Annotated in this window: 30 protein-coding genes and 1 tRNA gene; all 31 read left to right on the top strand. The window is 29.2% G+C overall.

Going from position 1 to position 16,761, the window contains the following annotated elements; all coding sequences use genetic code 11:
- The first annotated feature begins 12 nt into the window (after positions 1–12).
- The 31 genes from TEGL_RS12640 (at position 13) to TEGL_RS12490 (ending at position 16,756) form a co-directional block, all read left to right on the top strand.
- Positions 13–531 carry a hypothetical protein gene (locus tag TEGL_RS12640; RefSeq protein ID WP_018592589.1) on the top strand — a complete coding sequence of 173 codons (519 nt, stop codon included), beginning with the start codon at positions 13–15 and terminating at the stop codon, positions 529–531.
- Positions 532–542: 11 nt separating this feature from the next.
- Positions 543–716: a hypothetical protein gene (locus TEGL_RS12635; RefSeq protein WP_018592590.1), complete on the top strand. Its 174-nt coding sequence runs from the start codon at positions 543–545 to the stop codon at positions 714–716.
- Positions 716–1,048, top strand: coding sequence for a hypothetical protein (locus TEGL_RS12630; protein ID WP_018592591.1), 333 nt, complete (start codon positions 716–718; stop codon positions 1,046–1,048). Before TEGL_RS12635 ends, TEGL_RS12630 begins: the two co-directional genes overlap by 1 nt.
- A gap of 9 nt (positions 1,049–1,057) precedes the next feature.
- Positions 1,058–1,327, top strand: a complete 270-nt coding sequence (locus TEGL_RS12625) for a hypothetical protein (RefSeq protein WP_018592592.1) — start codon at positions 1,058–1,060, stop codon at positions 1,325–1,327.
- An 11-nt stretch (positions 1,328–1,338) separates the two neighbouring features.
- Positions 1,339–1,470 (top strand): hypothetical protein, encoded by a 132-nt coding sequence (locus tag TEGL_RS12620; RefSeq protein WP_018592593.1) that lies wholly within the window; start codon positions 1,339–1,341, stop codon positions 1,468–1,470.
- Entirely contained in the window at positions 1,460–1,858 is a 399-nt protein-coding gene (locus tag TEGL_RS12615; RefSeq protein WP_018592594.1) for a RusA family crossover junction endodeoxyribonuclease, read from the top strand. Before TEGL_RS12620 ends, TEGL_RS12615 begins: the two co-directional genes overlap by 11 nt.
- A gap of 98 nt (positions 1,859–1,956) precedes the next feature.
- Positions 1,957–2,730 carry a phosphoadenosine phosphosulfate reductase family protein gene (locus tag TEGL_RS12610; protein WP_018592595.1) on the top strand — a complete coding sequence of 258 codons (774 nt, stop codon included), beginning with the start codon at positions 1,957–1,959 and terminating at the stop codon, positions 2,728–2,730.
- A gap of 86 nt (positions 2,731–2,816) precedes the next feature.
- Complete coding sequence (locus TEGL_RS12605; RefSeq protein WP_018592596.1) at positions 2,817–2,933, top strand: Spo0E family sporulation regulatory protein-aspartic acid phosphatase; 117 nt, start codon at positions 2,817–2,819, stop codon at positions 2,931–2,933.
- 10 nt (positions 2,934–2,943) lie between these two features.
- The gene (locus TEGL_RS12600) at positions 2,944–3,120 is read left to right on the top strand and encodes a hypothetical protein (RefSeq protein ID WP_018592597.1); all 177 of its coding nucleotides are present in this window, start codon (positions 2,944–2,946) and stop codon (positions 3,118–3,120) included.
- 16 nt (positions 3,121–3,136) lie between these two features.
- Entirely contained in the window at positions 3,137–4,129 is a 993-nt protein-coding gene (locus tag TEGL_RS12595) for a nucleoid-associated protein (RefSeq protein WP_018592598.1), read from the top strand.
- 65 nt (positions 4,130–4,194) lie between these two features.
- Positions 4,195–4,755, top strand: coding sequence for a hypothetical protein (locus tag TEGL_RS12590; RefSeq protein ID WP_018592599.1), 561 nt, complete (start codon positions 4,195–4,197; stop codon positions 4,753–4,755).
- Position 4,756: 1 nt separating this feature from the next.
- On the top strand, positions 4,757–5,032 hold the full coding sequence (locus TEGL_RS12585) for a MazG nucleotide pyrophosphohydrolase domain-containing protein (RefSeq protein WP_018592600.1): 276 nt from the start codon (positions 4,757–4,759) through the stop codon (positions 5,030–5,032).
- A gap of 63 nt (positions 5,033–5,095) precedes the next feature.
- The gene (locus tag TEGL_RS12580; protein WP_018592601.1) at positions 5,096–5,371 is read left to right on the top strand and encodes a hypothetical protein; all 276 of its coding nucleotides are present in this window, start codon (positions 5,096–5,098) and stop codon (positions 5,369–5,371) included.
- A gap of 16 nt (positions 5,372–5,387) precedes the next feature.
- A complete protein-coding gene (locus TEGL_RS12575) occupies positions 5,388–5,534 on the top strand; it encodes a hypothetical protein (protein ID WP_018592602.1) in 147 nt (48 codons plus the stop codon).
- A 9-nt stretch (positions 5,535–5,543) separates the two neighbouring features.
- Positions 5,544–5,816, top strand: a complete 273-nt coding sequence (locus tag TEGL_RS12570; protein ID WP_018592603.1) for an ASCH/PUA domain-containing protein — start codon at positions 5,544–5,546, stop codon at positions 5,814–5,816.
- Positions 5,817–6,005: a hypothetical protein gene (locus tag TEGL_RS12565; RefSeq protein WP_018592604.1), complete on the top strand. Its 189-nt coding sequence runs from the start codon at positions 5,817–5,819 to the stop codon at positions 6,003–6,005.
- A gap of 19 nt (positions 6,006–6,024) precedes the next feature.
- Positions 6,025–6,444, top strand: a complete 420-nt coding sequence (locus TEGL_RS12560) for a hypothetical protein (protein WP_018592605.1) — start codon at positions 6,025–6,027, stop codon at positions 6,442–6,444.
- Between the two features lie 248 nt (positions 6,445–6,692).
- Positions 6,693–6,762: transfer RNA gene (locus tag TEGL_RS12555), tRNA-Tyr, on the top strand.
- Positions 6,763–7,093: 331 nt separating this feature from the next.
- Positions 7,094–7,510 (top strand): hypothetical protein, encoded by a 417-nt coding sequence (locus tag TEGL_RS12550; protein ID WP_018592606.1) that lies wholly within the window; start codon positions 7,094–7,096, stop codon positions 7,508–7,510.
- 46 nt (positions 7,511–7,556) lie between these two features.
- Entirely contained in the window at positions 7,557–8,144 is a 588-nt protein-coding gene (locus TEGL_RS12545; RefSeq protein ID WP_018592607.1) for a DUF4145 domain-containing protein, read from the top strand.
- A gap of 97 nt (positions 8,145–8,241) precedes the next feature.
- A complete protein-coding gene (locus TEGL_RS12540; RefSeq protein WP_018592608.1) occupies positions 8,242–9,087 on the top strand; it encodes a hypothetical protein in 846 nt (281 codons plus the stop codon).
- 72 nt (positions 9,088–9,159) lie between these two features.
- Complete coding sequence (locus tag TEGL_RS12535; RefSeq protein ID WP_018592609.1) at positions 9,160–10,002, top strand: terminase small subunit; 843 nt, start codon at positions 9,160–9,162, stop codon at positions 10,000–10,002.
- A complete protein-coding gene (locus TEGL_RS12530; RefSeq protein ID WP_018592610.1) occupies positions 9,989–11,317 on the top strand; it encodes a terminase large subunit domain-containing protein in 1,329 nt (442 codons plus the stop codon). The genes TEGL_RS12535 and TEGL_RS12530 overlap by 14 nt, the downstream gene beginning before the upstream one ends.
- Positions 11,318–11,339: 22 nt before the next feature.
- Positions 11,340–12,752 carry a phage portal protein gene (locus TEGL_RS12525; protein WP_018592611.1) on the top strand — a complete coding sequence of 471 codons (1,413 nt, stop codon included), beginning with the start codon at positions 11,340–11,342 and terminating at the stop codon, positions 12,750–12,752.
- Positions 12,753–12,760: 8 nt separating this feature from the next.
- On the top strand, positions 12,761–14,365 hold the full coding sequence (locus tag TEGL_RS12520; RefSeq protein ID WP_018592612.1) for a phage minor capsid protein: 1,605 nt from the start codon (positions 12,761–12,763) through the stop codon (positions 14,363–14,365).
- A 22-nt stretch (positions 14,366–14,387) separates the two neighbouring features.
- A complete protein-coding gene (locus TEGL_RS12515) occupies positions 14,388–14,579 on the top strand; it encodes a hypothetical protein (protein WP_018592613.1) in 192 nt (63 codons plus the stop codon).
- 68 nt (positions 14,580–14,647) lie between these two features.
- Complete coding sequence (locus tag TEGL_RS12510) at positions 14,648–14,779, top strand: hypothetical protein (protein ID WP_018592614.1); 132 nt, start codon at positions 14,648–14,650, stop codon at positions 14,777–14,779.
- A gap of 38 nt (positions 14,780–14,817) precedes the next feature.
- Positions 14,818–14,925 (top strand): Thoeris anti-defense Tad2 family protein, encoded by a 108-nt coding sequence (locus TEGL_RS12505; protein WP_018592615.1) that lies wholly within the window; start codon positions 14,818–14,820, stop codon positions 14,923–14,925.
- Positions 14,918–15,136 (top strand): hypothetical protein, encoded by a 219-nt coding sequence (locus TEGL_RS12500; protein WP_018592616.1) that lies wholly within the window; start codon positions 14,918–14,920, stop codon positions 15,134–15,136. The genes TEGL_RS12505 and TEGL_RS12500 overlap by 8 nt, the downstream gene beginning before the upstream one ends.
- A 106-nt stretch (positions 15,137–15,242) precedes the next feature.
- Positions 15,243–15,839 (top strand): phage scaffolding protein, encoded by a 597-nt coding sequence (locus TEGL_RS12495; RefSeq protein WP_018592617.1) that lies wholly within the window; start codon positions 15,243–15,245, stop codon positions 15,837–15,839.
- Between the two features lie 23 nt (positions 15,840–15,862).
- Positions 15,863–16,756: a hypothetical protein gene (locus TEGL_RS12490; RefSeq protein ID WP_018592618.1), complete on the top strand. Its 894-nt coding sequence runs from the start codon at positions 15,863–15,865 to the stop codon at positions 16,754–16,756.
- The last annotated feature ends 5 nt before the right edge of the window (positions 16,757–16,761 follow it).

Below are 16,761 nucleotides of genomic sequence, written 5' to 3'. Positions count from 1 at the left end.
GGGGAGATTATTATGAGTGGTAAAACTAGGCAATTAGTCAGAATGTCAAATCTTTTAGAGAAATCAAAGCACGTCAATATAGAAGCAATAGAAGATACAACACTTATAAATTATCTTAGATTAGCAGAATGTATATTAGATACAAATAGTAATCACAAAATGAGTTACTATCTCACAGATTTAGAAAATAGCGAAGAAGCAGACAAGGCAATGCAGCGAATAGATGAAGATAGGGAAAAAGGCATATTAACAGAAGCACAGATGATAAAAGTCAATGAAGTGAATAACAAATATGATGATATAGTGCGAAGAAAAATCGAACAGTACAAAAATAAAAATAACAATCATACTTCTAACTTACATCCAATTAAAGTTGTAAATAAATATGCAGGCACAACAGAAGTATATTCATGTATTAAAGAGTTTTGTGAAGAACATGGATATAAAGCACAAAACATAGTAAATCATTTCAGATATTATAATTCTAACGAAATACAGTACAAAGGTTTAACGATACAAAGAATAAAATAGGAGTGAAACTTATGAAGAAGATATTAGGAGGGAAAGAACATAGCTGCATTAACTGCGGAGGAACTATGATATATATCCATGTACCTAGAATTGGAGTAGTAAGTCAATGTCGAGAATGTGGAAATTGTGTATCTGGAAGAGTTAGAGAAGAAGTAAAAATATATAGTTATGAGGAGAAGAGATAATGAAAGATACTTATAGATTAGGACAAATTATCAAGACTGATACAGAACAAAAGATGAAAAGAATGGTTAGTGGAGACATAGAAATATTACCTAAAGGAAGTAAGTTGTTAGTTACTAGAACTGGATTTAAGGTTCTTAACGGAGAATGTAAGGATCTTATAGTACCTCTTAATGGTAAGACAATAAAAGGTACTGATTATACAAATATAGCAAGAATGATTTATAACAGATTAAATGCAGTATATGGACTAGAAATGTATTTAGACGATGAAGAAATTGAGATGGATAGGTTCTTAGAAGAAATAGAAGATATTTTAATGGATATTTTATAGGGAGGACAGATGAAAAATAAATTAAATGTAATTAGATATTTAACAAATAGTACTTACGAAGAGTTAAATACAATCGAAGAATATAATAATTTCAAAAGAGTAGTAGAACCAGAAAGAAAAGATCAAACACTAGAAATAGGTGAACAACTAGCAGATAGAAAATACTTTGATACTCTATGGAGATACAAAAGTAAATATGGAGAAGGGAACAAACAAAAAGTAAAAGACAACTTGAAGATGATTAGAAGAATAACCTTAGAAATTGAAAAAAGTTTGTAAGGGTGAAATAAATGAGCGAAGATACAGAAAAAGTAGTAGAACTTGCGAAAGTTTATGTAAAAGCAGGTGAAACTTACATAAATTCTATTAAAAAAGCACAAAAGGAAGTTAGAAAACAGGAGATTGAGAAGTATGAAAGTTAAATTCACAATATTAACAAAACCATTACCAAAAGAAAGACCAAGATTAGGCAAGAACGGAAAAACATATACACCTAGCAGTACTAAGGTATTTGAACAGATATGCAGGTTAGCATATGGTAATAGATACTATTTTAATGGATATATAAAAGTAAAAATAGTATTTAAGTTAAAGGTACCAAAGAATTATTCTCAGAAAAAACGTGTACAAGCTTTAGAAGGAAAAATAAGACCTACAAAAGCAGATATTGATAATTACATCAAAAGTGTACTAGATGGATTAAATAAAAAAGCATGGACAGATGATAGATACATAGCAAAGATAGAAGCTGAAAAAATATTTGCAGAAAAAGATTGTATAGAAGTGGAAATAGAAAGCATTGGTGATTAAATGAAAATATTAATCTACACAGTAATAGCGATATTGATATTAGATATAGTTATCATACTTGCAAGAATTAGAATTGCTAATAATAAGTAGGTGATAATATGACTACAACATATATTGCTAGCTTTAGCGGGGGAAAAGATAGTGTAGCCATGGTATTAAAACTCATAGAAGAAGGTTGGCCGTTAGATAGAGTTGCATATATAGATATTGGTTTAGAGTTTGGAGAACAACGTAATATTATAAAAATTTGTGAAAGGAGATTTAAAGAACTTAAACCAGATCTAATATTTGACAGGATAAAACCTAAAAAGAGTTTTGAAGAATACTTCTACACAGTTAAGAAAAAAGGCAAGTTTAAAGGTCAGATTTATGGATGGCCATTTACAGCAGGCTTTAATAGTTGGTGTAACGATAGGCTAAAGCAAAGGCCTTTTAGAGAATATCAAAAGCAGTTTGAGGATACAATCATTTATTTGGGAATAGCAGCAGATGAACCTAAAAGACTTAAGAAGCTAGAAAGTAATAGAAAAGCACCTTTAGCAGAATGGGGAATGACAGAAGCTGATTGTCTTAAATATATAAAAGAAAAAGGATTTTGGAATCCAATGTATTGGAAATTTGAAAGGCAAGGTTGTTATTTATGTCCTAAACAAAACAATAGAAGCTTAAAGGTAGTAAGAAGAAGATATCCATTTTTATGGCAACATATGTTAGATATGGACAAGGATAGTCCGATACCTTTTAGAGCAGATGGAACGACATTAAGAGAATTGGATGATAGATTCAGATATGAAGAAAGTCAACGTATATTAGAGCCACTACCTCTTGTGGAGAGAGAATTGTTTTACAAGAGTGAACAAATAGAATTTTAACAATAGAATATGAGGTTAGTATGTTACTGTATTAATCTTATATTCTCAAATAATAATCAATTAATAATAAAAATAGAGGTGATTAAATGTTAGAGGATTTAAAAGAAATACTTAGCAACTTATATACACAGTATGGCTTAACAGACGACACTCTAAGATTAAGCCAATTACTAGATAAACTTATATATCAAGAAATGAAATAGGTGATGAAATATGAAGATAACAGAAATTGATTACGATTTCACAAGAATTTGTGATGAATGTGGAGATTTTATTAATCAAGGATTTGAGATAGAGATAACACAAATGGAAAATCCAATTGCATTATGCAATTATTGTGCGATTGAATTAAGTAAGTACTTACTACAAGAAACTTATTTGAATGATTAGAGGGAGGGAATAATAAATGATAATAAACAAATACATAGTTCATGTTCTAGATAGAAATAGCGAGAATCCAATTTTAAATGATTTTGAAGGAAAGGTTAGTTTAGAAATAGGTAACTTCTTTCGAAAGACAATCAAGGGAATAATAAAAGATACAGATCTAAGAAAAGCAGCATTCAACAATTATGAGGAAAACATAGTAAGACAGTGTAGTGAACAAATAATCTACGATGAAAAAAGTTTCATACAAAATTCAAAAGAAATAGCAAGTTACTTATTTGAAGCAATGAAAAATAATGATGAAATAACATCTTGTGACTTAGCAATAGTGATGTACACAAATAAAGACCAAAGAGGGGTTGCAATAGTCAAATTAGATTATAAAGGCTTAATACATCATGATATTGCATTAGTTGATGATAAGTTCAATGTTAGCATAAACAAAAATGAATCTGCTTTAAGCAATTCTAAACCTAAACAAGCAGCACTTATAGAGTCACATGGACTTAATGATGAATATCAACTAAGAGTACTGGACAAGCAGTATGAAAATATGGGGGTAGAATCTAAGTTTATTAAGAAATTTCTAGATGTAGAAAAAATAGTAGATGATAGTTACAAAACAAAAGAGTTTATAAAAGTTACAAATAAAGTGCTTGAGGTATGCTGCGGAAATGAACCTAAAAAGTTAGAAGATATAAAATCTCTAATGAATTATATGTTAAAAGAAAATAGTGTATTTGATATGGATAGATTTACAGGAAATATGGACAAAGATAAACGAGAGGGGCTTAAGGAATATCTAGAAGAAAAAGAACTGTATAAAGATTTTAATATAGATAAAAAAGTAGTTGAAAAGGCACTTGAAAACAGAACTATAAAGACTGATTCTGGATTTAAAATAAGTGCAAATTTAGTAGACTTTGAAGATCCTATGAAATATAGCCTAAGACAAAATGAAGATGGAACGTGCGATATAGTAATTAAAAATGTTAGTTTTTACGAAGGATAAATAATAACTGAATAGGGGTTAGTACTTGAATATTAACTCCTATTCTAAAATAGGGAGATGATGTAATGCTATTCAATAGAGCCTATATAAATGAGTTAAAAGCAGAGAATGAAAGACTTAAAAGAAAAAAAGAAGAATATGAAGACGGAATGATAAGATCTATGAGTTCAAAAGATTCTTATAAAAAGGCAAATATAAAATTGATAAATGACATTGGGAATTTAAAAAAAGATATAGAGAGTAAAGAAAATAGTGTATGCAACTTACTAGAAGCAAATAAGGAACTTAGTTTATCTAATAATTACTTAGAGAATAAGATAAAACTTCTAGAACAAGTTATAAAGCAACATGAAGAGAATGAATGCAGATTGAACCAGAAGGTTGTTAAATATAAAGGAATGCTTGATAAGATAGATAATTGCACTAGGATGCTTGAAGGGAGAGAGATGAATAAATCAGTTACGGCGGAAGAATTTGAACTTGGGTTCAATAAGTTTTGCGATAAAAATAAAGGCGACTATGATAAGTGTAAATCGAGTTGTAAATATTACGAAGTTTCGAGATATAATTGCGATTTGCTTTGGATATTAGATAACTACAATGTAACAAGAAAGGATAATAAATAAAATGGAATATACAGATTATAGACAAGCAGTAGAACACAATAAGGACTTATGCAGTACAATAGCCATGGAAGAGAATGCAGAGCTTATACAAGCTATTTCAAAGGCTAAGAGGGGCAAACTAGATAAAGATAATCTAGCAGAAGAAATAGCAGATGTATTGATTTGTATAGATTGGATTCAAGAAATATACGGAATAAGTCCGGCAGAAGTATATAGCTGGACGGATAGAAAAAAAGAAAGAATAGTTACAAGATTAAATACTGGTGAATTTAAGTAGGAATTAAATATTGTATTTTAAGTGGTACCGGCATAAATGTCGGTACCAGGAGGAGGAAATATAATGGGATTAAGTAGAATAGCTAAAGAATGCAAAGAATGCAAAGAATGTAGCTTTAAATATATATGCAATAAGAAAAAAATGGTAGCATATGCAGAAGCTCCTAACAGTATGAGCAACACGGAACAAGCAAGTCAACCTATAATAGCTAAATATACTCCTATAACAATTAACCTAGGTGGTGGCGAACAAGTTCAAACATCATTAGGGGAATTAAAAAAGCAGTTAGAAAAAGATTTTTATGAAAAATCAGGCTTAGGTATTTCAAAAATTAAATAAGTTAGGAGGAAATAAAATGTTTGACCCTATGAAAGAATTAATGGAAAAGTTTGCAAAAGAAGAAGATAGACAACGAAGAGAAATTGAACAAAATCCACTAGCTGCATACTCAACAACGGAGTTAAAGAAAGAGTTGAGAAGAAGAAAAGGGAAATTAAAATAGGAGGAACTTATGAGAATACATGAGCTAAAGATATTACCTAAGTACTTTGAAAGAGTGATTAAAGGTGAGAAAACTTTTGAAATAAGAAAAAATGATAGAGATTTTCAAACTGGTGATGAAATAGAGCTGAAAGAATTTGATAATATAAGAAATGAATTTAGTGGTAGATGTGTATTTGGAAGGATAAGTTATATACTCAATAGTGGAGAATATGGTCTAAAACAAGGATATTGTGTGTTTTCTTTTAAAATAAATAAAGTAGCTATGGAGGAATTGAAATAAATGAGGAAAGTTAAAGAAGGTAATGTTATATTTTTAATACCAAAACAACCAGATACAATGGATCTAAGATGTAGTTGTTGTGGAGTGATTAAGAATGAACTTGATATAGATGTTTTAGAAGGGGTTTATAGATGTGAATGTGGCTCAAGTAGTTTTATTCCACAAATTGATATAGAAGAAATGATGTAGAAGACTGGAGGGAATATACATGACAAAAGAGGAATTAAAGGAGTACATAGAAACTAAAAGAGAAATAAAAATAATTGAAGAAAAGATAGAATTTCTTAAAGAAAAGAAAACTAGTATAAAATCAATGATAATAGATGATATGCCTAAACCAGAACCGGAGCAGGATAGATTAGGAGAATTACTAGGAGAAATAGAAGAATTAATAGATATATATAATAAAAAGCAGGACAAGTTATTTAAACAACAGATGAAAATAGAAAAATGTATAGATAAAATAGAAGATTCAATAGATAGAAATATAATGAGACTTAGATATTTAGAAGGTATGAAGTGGGAAAAGATATGTGTTGAAGTTAATTATAGATGGGCACAAATACATAGACATCATAAAAGTATATTAGAAAAAATATGTGAGAAACAAAATGATGATATGAAATGATACTATAAGCCATGATAATATTGTATTATGGAAGATTAAATAAAGAAATGACTTAAATTCTCATACAAATTTAAGTTGTCTGTCGAGGGAAAGGTACGGTAAAGCCTTCCCTCAATATGTTAGCATTGGATTATAAGGGATTAAATCATATCGAAGGCCAAGAATGATATTAAAAACTTATCTTTAGTTCGATTCTAAAGGCTAACCAATACGTATTAGACTGGATGATAACAGTATAAAATTAATCAAGCCATATAATTTAAACGGCAAAATTATGGACGTAATCCGTAGATGTAGGTTCGAATCCTGCTATGGCTTCAATAGAAGGAAAACTAATAAACCCAACATAAAAGTTGTAAAAATATAAATTAATCGTAGGGTAATGCGATTAACATTTACTTAAAAATAGTAGTAGTAACAAATAGTTTAATTATTTCAATAAACACTATATATTGTATAACCTATAATTAAAGCCTAGTTCTAACATCGCTAGGCTTTCTTTGTGGGAATGGTGGACCAATAACCTTTCATGTTATGTTGTAGTTCGATTCTACAAATTCCCTTGTGTAATTTACTCATAATATTCCCTCATTAAGAGCAGCTAATAATTTAGTTGCTCTTTTTATTATGTTTGAAAGGTGTGTTGAAAATGAAACGTTGGATTGATGCAGGATTAATAGCCGAGGTTACAGAGATGCCAGAAGATTTATTTAAGTATGATGATCTAATGAAATCTGTACCTAACTTTGATAAGACTGATGGTGCAAAGAAAGTGTATTCAAGAAAAGAATATATTATATTGGCAGTTAAGAATGGATATATAGTTTATAATACTTTAAAACCTTTTGAAAAATCTCATACGCATCTTCGTTCATTCAATATGTCAAAGACTATTATAGAAAACTGTATCAATAAAAGAACACCTAAAACAAATAACTTATATTTGCTTGAAAGTCACGTTAGAGTAAGTAGTGATGCTAAGTATATAAAGTTAGTAGAGGAATTGATTGAAGCTAAAAGAGATAAAGATAAATTGAAATATAGAAATAAAAATATAAAAAAGTAAAGACTTGAGTATTAGAGTGTTTTATAATGTAAAAAGGGGGGATATTATGGATTGGAAAGAAACTATACATTTGGAATGTAAAAATTATATATGTGGTTATTGTGGCTTGAACGTTGGAAATGATAGGGGTTTTCATACTGATGAAAGAATTGGTATGTTAGGTGGTTCATATCGTGAATATAACATATATATATGCCCAAAGTGCAATAAACCAACATTTTTTGATGATAAAGAAAAGCAATATCCAGGAGTGAAAATTGGTTCAAATATTCAAAATATAACACATGAAGAAGTAGTAGATTTATATAAAGAAGCTAGAAATTGTTTTAGTGTAGATGCATTTACTTCAGTAGCTTTATGTTGTAGAAAATTGCTAATGAATATATCTGTTAACCTAGGAGCAAATGAAAATGAATCATTTTTTTATTATGTTAATTGGTTAGATAAAAATATGTATATACCACCAAATTCAAAAGGGTGGGTAGATCAAATCAGAAAAATAGGAAATAATGCAACCCATGAAATTAATATCATAAGCAAAGAAGATGCAGAAAAAACTATGAAATTTATTGAGATGTTGTTGAAAATAGTGTATGAACTTCCTGCTATGTTGAATAATCAAGAAGAATTCTAAAAATAGGGTTCTTTTTTATTAAATATATAATGAATTTTTTATATGAATTAACAAAATATAGAAAAAAGTGATATTATATACTTTTGGAGGTGATATTATGACTAAAACCAACGTGGAAATAGTAAAATTTAACGATATTAAATACCTAATAAACTCAACTTCTAGAAAGTACAATAATTTTAAAGATTTTTCTATAGTTAACAATTTAAAAAACGAAGGTACATATATAGTATATTTAAATTTTTATGATACAGAAATTGAGTATAGACAAGAATGTATTCAAGTAGAAATTATAAAAAATGTTTTGCATAGAGAAATAGGTGATGCTATTAAAAATGCAGAAAATGATTTTGATAATTTTATAGGTCAAGAGATAATAGAAAATATAGAAAAAATTAATTTTGTTGATATTATATTGAAATATAAGACAAATAGAACTGTTAAAAATTTTAATCTTAGTCACTTGAAGAGAAGTAGTTGTGGACATAATTATAAAACAAATATAAGTGATATTTATTTTAGAATTACATGTTATGATCCTACAGATATATACGATTTAGTACGTGAGGGAAAAACTGATAAAGAACTATATATTGAGAGTAATGAAAACGGCATGTTGATAAGTTTATTTGACAATAATAAAGCTATATTGTTAGGGAAAGATGATAATAGCGTAAAGGATATATTGTATTTTATTGAATATGAAAAAGATAGTGCAGGATATATAATATCTAAATATGATGAAAAAGATAATAATAATTGGAATAACAAAAGAGTTGTTGTTGAAAAAATAGAAACATCATCTATAAATACAAAAGATTTATCGGACGAGATAGTATGTTTTTTACAAGAAAAATTTAATGTAGTAATTGATAATCAATCAAAGATAAGGTTGGAAGAAGAATTAAAATGGAGACTTAATAATAAAAATAAAAAACAATAAAATATAATCTAAAGAACTCTAGTTATAGGGTTCTTTTTTTATGCTTAAATATAAAGGTAATGAGGTGGTGATATGGCTAGAGTAAGAAGTCCTAATAGAGATAAAGCTTATGAAATATATAAACTAAATAATGGAGAAATCTTACTTAAGGATATTGCTACTCAACTTGGTGTGAAAGATACTCAAGTTAGAAAATGGAAATCTCAAGATAAATGGGAAGAAAAACTAAAAGGAACGTTACCTAAGGAGAAAAGGAACGTTAATAATAAAAAAGTAACTAAAAAGAAGGCAGAAAAACAAGCTGATTTTAATGAAGTTGAGTCGGTATTAGAAAATACTGAACTTACTGAAAAACAAAGATTATTTTGTATTTATTATATAGAGGATTTTAATGCTACAAGAGCGTATCGCAAGGTTTATGGATGTAGCTATAATACAGCTAAAACAGAAGGTTCTAAATGCCTAACAAAACCTAACATAAAATTAGAAATAGATAGACTGACTGAAGAATGCTTACAAGAACAAGAAATTAATTCTAAATTACTTAATAAAAGATTATTTCAAAAGTATATGAATATAGCTTTTTCTGACATAACTGATTTCTTAGAATTTAATAGTGAGAAAGTAGAAGGAGAGTTTGGGCCATATCTAAAAAATAGTGTAGTTCTAAAAGATAGTACTCAGCTGGACGGAACTCTTATAAGTGAAATATCTGAAGGTAAAGATGGAGTTAAAGTTAAATTATTAGATAAAATGAAAGCGTTAGATTGGTTAGACAAACACATAGGATTGGCTTCAGAAGAACAAAAGGCAAGGATTGAAAATATAAAAGCTAAAACTAATAAGATAACAGGCGATAACACCGAGGTAGAAGATACATCAGAAACGGATAGTGATATTTATGGCTGTGACTAAAAAGAAAACAATATACTTTAAATTTTCTGATAAGCATAAAGAATATATTAGGAATTGCGCTAAAAATACTTATAATTTTGCAGAAGGAGCGGTAAGAGCTGGTAAAACTGTTGATAATGTTTATGCTTTTGCTCATGAGATTAAAGATACTAAAGATAAAATACACTTAGCTACAGGTTCAACAAGTGCAAATGCTAAATTAAATATAGGTGATGCTAATGGATTTGGCCTTGAATATATTTTTAGAGGACAATCTCACTGGGGAAAGTATAAAGGCAATGAATGTTTATACATTAAAGGTCCAAGTACAAAATACAAGCAGAGAATAGTAATATTTGCTGGTGGTGCTTTAGCTAATTCATATAAAAAGATAAGAGGGAACTCTTATGGAATGTGGATAGCAACAGAAATCAACTTACATCATGATAATACTATAAAAGAAGCTTTTAACCGTTTGATTGCAGCTAATAAAAGAAAAATATTTTGGGATTTAAACCCGGACAATCCTAATGCAACTATATATACAGAGTACATAGATAAATATGATAAGTTAAATCAGAAAGGTGAACTATTAGGAGGATATAACTATCAGCATTTTACTATAGACGATAATATAACAATATCAGATGAACGTAGAGAAGAGATAAAATCACAATATGATAAAACTTCTATTTGGTATCAAAGAGATATTCTAGGTAAAAGATGTATAGCTGAAGGACTTATATATAGGCAATTTGCAGATAACACGGAAAAATATAAAAATAATGAAGTTAAAGATTTAATGATGATTAATGTAGGAGTTGACTTCGGAGGGAATAAATCTGGACATTCTTTTGTTGCTACTGGAATAACACCAGGATATAGAAAAATAAAACCGTTGTCTAGCGAAAGACATTTTGGAGATATAGATCCTAAAAAGCTAGGGCAATTATTTGTAAGCTTCTTACAGAAAATTCTAGATAGATATGGGTTTATAACTTGTGTTTATTGTGATAGCGCAGAACAAGTTTTAATAAGAGGATTAAGAAGTTCAGCCATTGAAGCAAGGTTAGGGCATATTCATATCAGAGATGCACTTAAATCATCTATTACAGATAGAATACAACTTACTTGTATGTTGATAGCTCAAGATAGATTTGAATATACAGATGATTGTGCTACTTTAGAAATTGCTTTATGTGGGGCAATATGGGACCCAAAGGAACTTACTGAAAATGTAAGGTTAGATGATGGTACAAGTGACATAGATACACTTGATGCATATGAATATTCAATAGAAAAATATACTAATAGGCTATTACCTAGAAAAAGATAGAAAATCGCAGGAGGAATAAGCCATGTTTGAAAAAATAAAAAACTTTATAAAGGGGGTGCTAAAAAAGTTGAATAAGAAACCAATCATTGAAAAAGAACTTAATATTGAAGTTGCTGTATCAGATGAAATGATAAAAGCTATAGATTTATGGACTTCAATATATAACAATAAACCTCCTTGGATAAATGAAAATGTAAAAACAATAGGATTAGCCCCTGCTATTGCTGGAGAATTTGCGAGGCTTGTAACTTTAGAGTTGGAAAGTGTAATTACAGGAAATGATTACATAAATGAACAGTATCAAATAGTTATAGAAAGAATAAGAGATTATTGTGAATTTGCTTGTGCAAAAGGTGGAGTGGTATTCAAGCCTTATATAAGCGATGAAGATATAGCGGTTGATTTAGTTCAAGCTGAAAACTTTTATCCTACATCTTTTAATAGTAAAGGTGAAGTAACAGGAGCGATATTCTTAGAGTTTAAGCAAGAAGGTAAAAAGACATATACAAGAGTTGAATATCATAACTTGACAAAACAAGGATATTATATTTCAAATACTGCATATGTAAAAGAAAATTACAATGGAGCTTCTTTGAACAATAATAATGATTTAGGTGATCAAGTGCCTCTTGGTGCAGTAAAAGGCTGGGAAGATTTAGAGGAAGAAGCTCTTATTAAAAACGTAGATAAGCCTTTATTTTCTTATTTTAAGATTCCTATAGCTAATAACATTGATACATCAAGTCCACTGGGAGTTAGTGTTTACAGCAGAGCTACAGATTTAATAGAAGAAGGAGATAAACAATATAGTAGGATACTTTGGGAATATGAAGGCACAGAGCTTGCAGTTAATGCAGGTATAGAAGCTTTTGCATTAGATAGAGAAGGTAATCCTAAAATACCAGTAGGAAAAGAAAGACTATATAGAACCTTTGATATAGGAAATGGTTCTAATAATAAGCTTCTTGATACTTTTAGTCCAGATATTAGAGACGCCCCACTATTTAACGGATTAAATCAATTACTTAGAAAAATAGAGTTCAATTGTGGATTAGCATATGGAACTTTAAGTGATGTACAGGAGACAGCTAAGACAGCTACTGAAATAAAAACAAGTAGACAAAGAAGTTATGTGACTGTAAGTGATATTCAAAAGGCTTTAGAAAAATCTTTAATAAATTTAGCTTATGCAATGAATGTGTGGGCCATGCTTGCTGGATATTCTAAGACTAGTAAATATGATATGTCATTTAAGTTTGATGATAGTTTAGTAATAGATAAAGATACAGATTTGCTAAGTATGCAAAATGATGTAGCTTCTGGACTTATTAGGCCAGAGTTATATATCATGAAAAAATATGGAGTAACTGAGGAAGAAGCTCTTAAAATGATGCCGAATAATCAAGAACTAGATGAAGTTGATGATTTAGAATAGGTGATTAAATGTTAACACCAGATTATCTTAAAAAAGCTCCAGATTATATAGTTAAACTGTATCAAGAGTTAGAAGATTTTATTATTGAAGATATATCAAGAAGGATTGCTAAAGCTGGGAAAATTACTAGTACAGCAGAATGGCAATATATAAAAGCTCAAGAAATAGGACTAAGCGAAAGAGAAATAAAAAAGAAAATAAAAGAGATGCTTAAAAAGTCAGATAAAGAAATAGATAAATTATTTAAAGAAGCAGCAGAAGAGTCTATTAAATTTGATAATAAAATATATGAAAAAGCTAATCTTAAGACTATCAGTTTAGATGGCTCTAAAATGTTACAAGACTATGTAAAAGCATTTAAGAAACAGACAAAAGGAGAATTAAAAAATATAACTAATTCATTAGGATTTTGCACAAAAGAAGTAAATGAAAAAATAAAAAGCAGATTGTTAACTCAAGCTTATATAAAACATATGGATTTTGCACAACTTCAAATATCAAGTGGAGCTATAGATTATAATACTGCTATTAGGAATACCGTAAAGGAACTTTCAAAAAGCGGAGTTCAATTTATTAATTATGATAGTGGTTGGCATAATAGATTGGATGTAGCTGTAAGAAGGTCAACATTAACAGGACTTAATCAGATGTCTCAGAAAATGACAGAAGGCTTAATGGAAGAAATGAACTGCGAATATGTAGAAGTGTCTGCACATCCTGGAGCTAGACCAACTCATGAAGAATGGCAAGGTGGAGTATATCAAATGAATGGGAGTTCTTCGGAATATCCTAACTTTGAAGATACTACAGGCTATGGAAGCGCAGATGGTTTAGGTGGGTATGGTTGTAGGCACAGCTTTTTTCCGTTTTTCCCAGGTATAAGTACAAGGACTTATTCAAAAGAGGATTTAAAGAATATAAATCCATATGAAAATATAGATTATAATGGTAAAACTTATACTTATTATGAAGCTACACAAAAGCAAAGACAATTAGAAAGAGATATAAGAGCAAGTAAAAGAGAGTTAGTAGGATATAAGGCTATAGGAGATAATCAAGCATTTGCAAATGCAAGTATCAAGCTACAACAACAGAAAGAAGCTTATAATTCTTTTAATAAAGCTGTTAACTTGAAAGCAAATAATGCAAGAACTCAGGCTAATGGATTTGGAAGGAGTATAAGTCAAAAATCTGTTAATAATTATAAATCTGTTGAAAAAGAAGCTAATAGGTTATACAATTTAGGTAGTAGCAAAGATAATATAAAAGCTTACTTGAGAGACAAACCAACGAGAGATATTTTAGAGAAACGTAACATACAATTTGTTCAAAGAATTAACGAAAAGGAAGTAATTGTTAAACTAGATAAGCCGAATATAACCGGTGTGAGAGAGCATATTTATGATAATATGAAGGTAAAAGAAGATAGAAAAAATATGACACCAAGTAAAGGGCAAGAATTTGTTGATAATGCTAAGTTAGTACTTTATCAAGAACTTAACGAGACGATTAAATTCTTAGCAGACAAAGGCTATACAGTGTTAAATTTGGACTATGAGTTAGTAACTATAGTTCCACAAAAATGGAGAAATAAATATAATAAATATATTTAATTTAAATTGAGGTGATAATCAAATGGCTAGAGCAGAAGAAAAAAAATATTGTCCATTACTAAATCAAGAAATAACTCGAATGATATGCTATGAAGTTGGTGAAGTAAGAGATGATAATATGGACATGGAGATTTTTGCACTTGATTCATTTGACATAGAAGAAGCAAATGAAAAATGTGAAAAATGCAAATGGTATATGACAATAATAGAATAATAAAAAAGCATTTACTAAAAGTTAAGAGTAGGTGTTTTTTTTATGTGTAAATTTAGGAGGTAAGTAATATGTTATGGAATGAAGCTTTTAAATTAATGAAAGAAGGAAATGAAATAAAACTACCTTCATGGGGCGGTTACTGGTATTGGGATAAAGACAAAGAAACAATAATTATACATGCAAAGATGATAATAAGTTAGACATAAGAGAAACACAAATTCCAGATAAATATTCCAAAATGACAAAGCCTTATTTATTTATAAAAACTGCAGATGATAATAGAATACAGTGGGTAACTTCTCAAGCAGATGTATTCGCAGAGGATTGGATGTTTTATAATGAATAAAAATAAGATTTTAGTAATTACTTTATATACAATAACAAGCTTATTTATGATATTAGGTATATTTTTCATGCTAATGCTAATTAGTTTTATGTTACCACTTGAGTACACGATAAATCCAAAATTATTTATAATTATATTATCAATAATGACGGCCGTTATGTATGTAGGTTTAATGAAAATGATAGATAAAGTTGATCCAAAGTCCTTATAGGGCTTATTTTTATGTCTTTTTATTACTTATAGACGTAAAAGAATAAGTAAATTACTAAAAAATAAGAGATGTGAACTCGTAAAAAACGTAGTTTGGAGGTAAATATATGAAAAGAGAATTTTTAAAAAATTTAGGCCTTACTGATGAACAAATAGACAGCATTATGGCTGAAAATGGTAAGGATATAGAAAAACATAAAGCTTCATTAGATAAAGCTAATCAAGACTTAGAAACAACAAAGGAAAAAGTAACAGGACTTGAAATGCAGTTAGCTGATGCAAATACTCAAATACAGCAGTTTAATGATATGGACATTGAAGGTATTAAAAAATCAGTTGATGATTGGAAAGCTAAATATGAAGCTGATACAGAAAAACTTAATAAGCAGTTAACAGATAAAGATTACGAGTATAACTTAAAAGAGTATACAGGTAAATTTAAATTTGCTAATGAACGTGTTAAGAACTCTATTATTCAAGATTTAAAAGAAAAAGATTTTAAACTTGAGAATGGAGTCTTTTTAGGTGCTGATGACTATATGAAGCAGTTACAAGAAAGTGAGCCAACTTCTTTTATAGCTGATGAACCTAAAGATCCAGTACCACAAATTATTAAACCTGGTGGAGGAGATCCATCACCTAAAAATAATGGCTTTGGTTTTGCAAATATGTTTTCTGGTGTAAGACCAAGAGAAGAAAAATAATAAAAGAAGAGAGGATGATTTAAATGACTAATTATGCTACAGAATATTCGAGGGAATTAGCTCAAGCTTTCCCATATGTACTATACTTTGGAGATTTATATAATACTCCTAACAACGGAAGATATAAGTGGGTAAATGCTAAAACAATAGAAATACCAGTAATAACTACTACAGGAAGAAAAGATGCTAATAGGGATTCTATAATGGCAGCTGCTAAAAGACATGGTAATGAGTGGGAGCCTAAGACACTTACTAATGAAAGATATTGGGATACATTAATACATCCTATGGATATAAACCAAACTAACATGGTGTTATCTATAGGAAATATAACTAAAGTATATAATGAAGAGCAAAAGTTCCCAGAAATGGATGCTTACACAATATCAAAAATATACGCTGATTGGACAGCAAGAAGTAAAACAGCGACTGCATTAGCTTTAACAGCAGAAAATATACTAGGTCAATTCGATGCCATGATGGAAAAAATGGATAATAAGAGAGTTCCATCCATGGGAAGAATACTTTATGTTACACCTGCAATAAAAACATTATTGAAAAATGCTAAAGAGATTGTAAGAAATATAAGTATAGATAAAGGAATTGCTTCTACAATACAAAGAACTGTATCAAGAATAGACGAAGTTAAAATAGTAGATGTTCCAGAAGAGTTAATGAAAACTACATATAACTTTACTGAAGGATGGGTTGCAGGAGCAGGAGCTAAGCAAATACAAATGTGCTTAATACATCCAGTGGCTGTAATAACACCAATAAGCTATGAATCTGCTTGTTTAGATGAGCCATGTGCTAAGACTCAAAATAAATACTATTACTATGAAGAATCTTTTGAGGATGTATTTATATTAAATAAGAAATCTGATGCTATAGACTTCGTTATAGAAGCAGCAGTATAGAAAGA

This window comes from Terrisporobacter glycolicus ATCC 14880 = DSM 1288, assembly GCF_036812735.1.
GTDB classification, from domain to species: domain Bacteria; phylum Bacillota; class Clostridia; order Peptostreptococcales; family Peptostreptococcaceae; genus Terrisporobacter; species Terrisporobacter glycolicus.
The sequence above is the reverse complement of the archived record's forward strand: the minus strand, read 5'-3'. Positions and strand labels throughout refer to the sequence as shown.